This window comes from Parvibaculum sp. (assembly GCF_049672805.1).
GTDB lineage: Bacteria > Pseudomonadota > Alphaproteobacteria > Parvibaculales > Parvibaculaceae > Parvibaculum.
Genome location: NZ_JBATWS010000287.1, coordinates 1 through 1,672 on the forward strand (window position 1 = coordinate 1; position 1,672 = coordinate 1,672).

The window sequence follows — 1,672 nt, forward strand, 5'->3', positions numbered from 1 at the left end:
AAGCGTGTCCTTGCCGTGCCCGGGCGCGCTCTGGCGGAGGCGATTGCAGGGGAGTGGGAGGCGCAAGGGCCGGACATCAACCCGCGGGTCATGTGGCTCACGCGCCTTGCCAATACGGCGATCGACCTTGTCGAACCACGACGGGCAGAGGTGATTGCCGAGATCGTCAATTTTGCCGGGTCGGACCTTGTCTGCTACCGCGCGGACCATCCGCAGGCGCTTGCCGCGCGGCAGGCCGCGCTCTGGAACCCGCTGCTTGGCTGGGCGGCGGAGCAGGGGATCAGGCTTCGCCCCACAACCGGCGTTCTCCATATCACGCAGGACGAAAGCTCCCTTGCCGCCTATCAGCGGGTGGTGGAGACGTTTGATCCCTTCCGCATTGCCGGACTTCACAATGCCGTGACGCTGACGGGATCCGCTGTTATCGGCCTTGCGGTGGCGCTTGGCCGGCTCACGCCGGAAGAGGCCTTTGACATCGCCTATGTGGACGAAAACTGGCAGATGGAACTTTCCGGCGAGGATGAGGAGGAGAGGGCGCGGCTTGATGCCATGCGATCCGATCTTCTCGAAACCGCCCGTTTCATCCGTCTTCTGGATTGAAGCGCGGCGTTTTATGGCGCTCTTTGCCCTGCCTAACGCAGCGTTGCGGCTGGCCTTCGGCGGATGAACCTTCAAGGCAGGAAGAAACGGGCCAAGCCATTGGCAAAAACGGAGTTTCGGTGCTATTGAGGTCGCCTTCGCGCGACGCGGCAGCGCCAGCGGGCTGAACCTTGCCGCCCGTGCTCCGGTGTCCAGACCAGTAATTTTTCGGCCGTTTCATGTGGGGCGGCCCGTCCGACTTATCGAGGGGGCGGCATGAAGGATATTCTTCGTCGGCTTGAAGAGCGGCGGCAGGAAGCGCGGGCCGGTGGTGGCCAGAAGCGCATCGACGCCCAGCACGCCAAAGGCAAGCTTACCGCGCGCGAGCGCATCGAATTGTTGCTCGACGAGGGGTCCTTCGAAGAGTTCGACATGTTTGTCGAACATGATTGCCATGATTTCGGCATGGAGAAGCAGAAGATCCCCGGCGACGGCGTCGTCACCGGCTGGGGCACGGTCAATGGCCGTCCCGTCTTCGTCTTCGTGAAGGACTTCACCGTTTTCGGCGGCTCTCTCTCGCGCAGCCACGCGAAGAAGATGACCAAGGTGCAGGACATGGCGCTGAAGACCGGCGCTCCGATCATCGGTCTTTTCGATGCGGGCGGTGCGCGCATTCAGGAAGGCGTGGATGCGCTGGGCGGCTATGGCGAAGTCTTCACGCGCAATGTGCTTGCTTCCGGTGTCATTCCGCAGATTTCCGTGATCATGGGCCCGTGCGCGGGTGGTGACGTTTATTCGCCCGCCATGACAGACTTCATTTTCATGGTGCGTGACACGTCCTACATGTTCGTGACCGGCCCTGATGTTGTGAAGACGGTGACGAATGAAACCGTCACCTCCGAGCAGCTTGGTGGCGCCTCGATCCACACCACCAAATCTTCCGTTGCCGATGGCGCTTTTGACAATGACGTGATCGCGATGACGCAGATCCGCCGCCTTGTCGATTTCCTGCCGCTGTCGAACCGCGATGAAGTGCCGGAGCGCCCGCATTTCGATGATGCGAACCGCATCGAGATGTCGCTCGACACACTCA

2 protein-coding genes are annotated in these 1,672 nt (G+C 61.6%); both read left to right on the top strand.

The features are described 5' to 3' along the window. Nucleotides 1-600: ATP12 family chaperone protein (locus WBF74_RS09205; protein WP_424438522.1), on the top strand; the 600-nt coding region annotated here is incomplete at its 5' end. A gap of 255 nt (nucleotides 601-855) precedes the next feature. Then, a partial coding sequence (locus WBF74_RS09210; RefSeq protein WP_424438525.1) for an acyl-CoA carboxylase subunit beta occupies nucleotides 856-1,672 on the top strand: 817 nt, incomplete at its 3' end.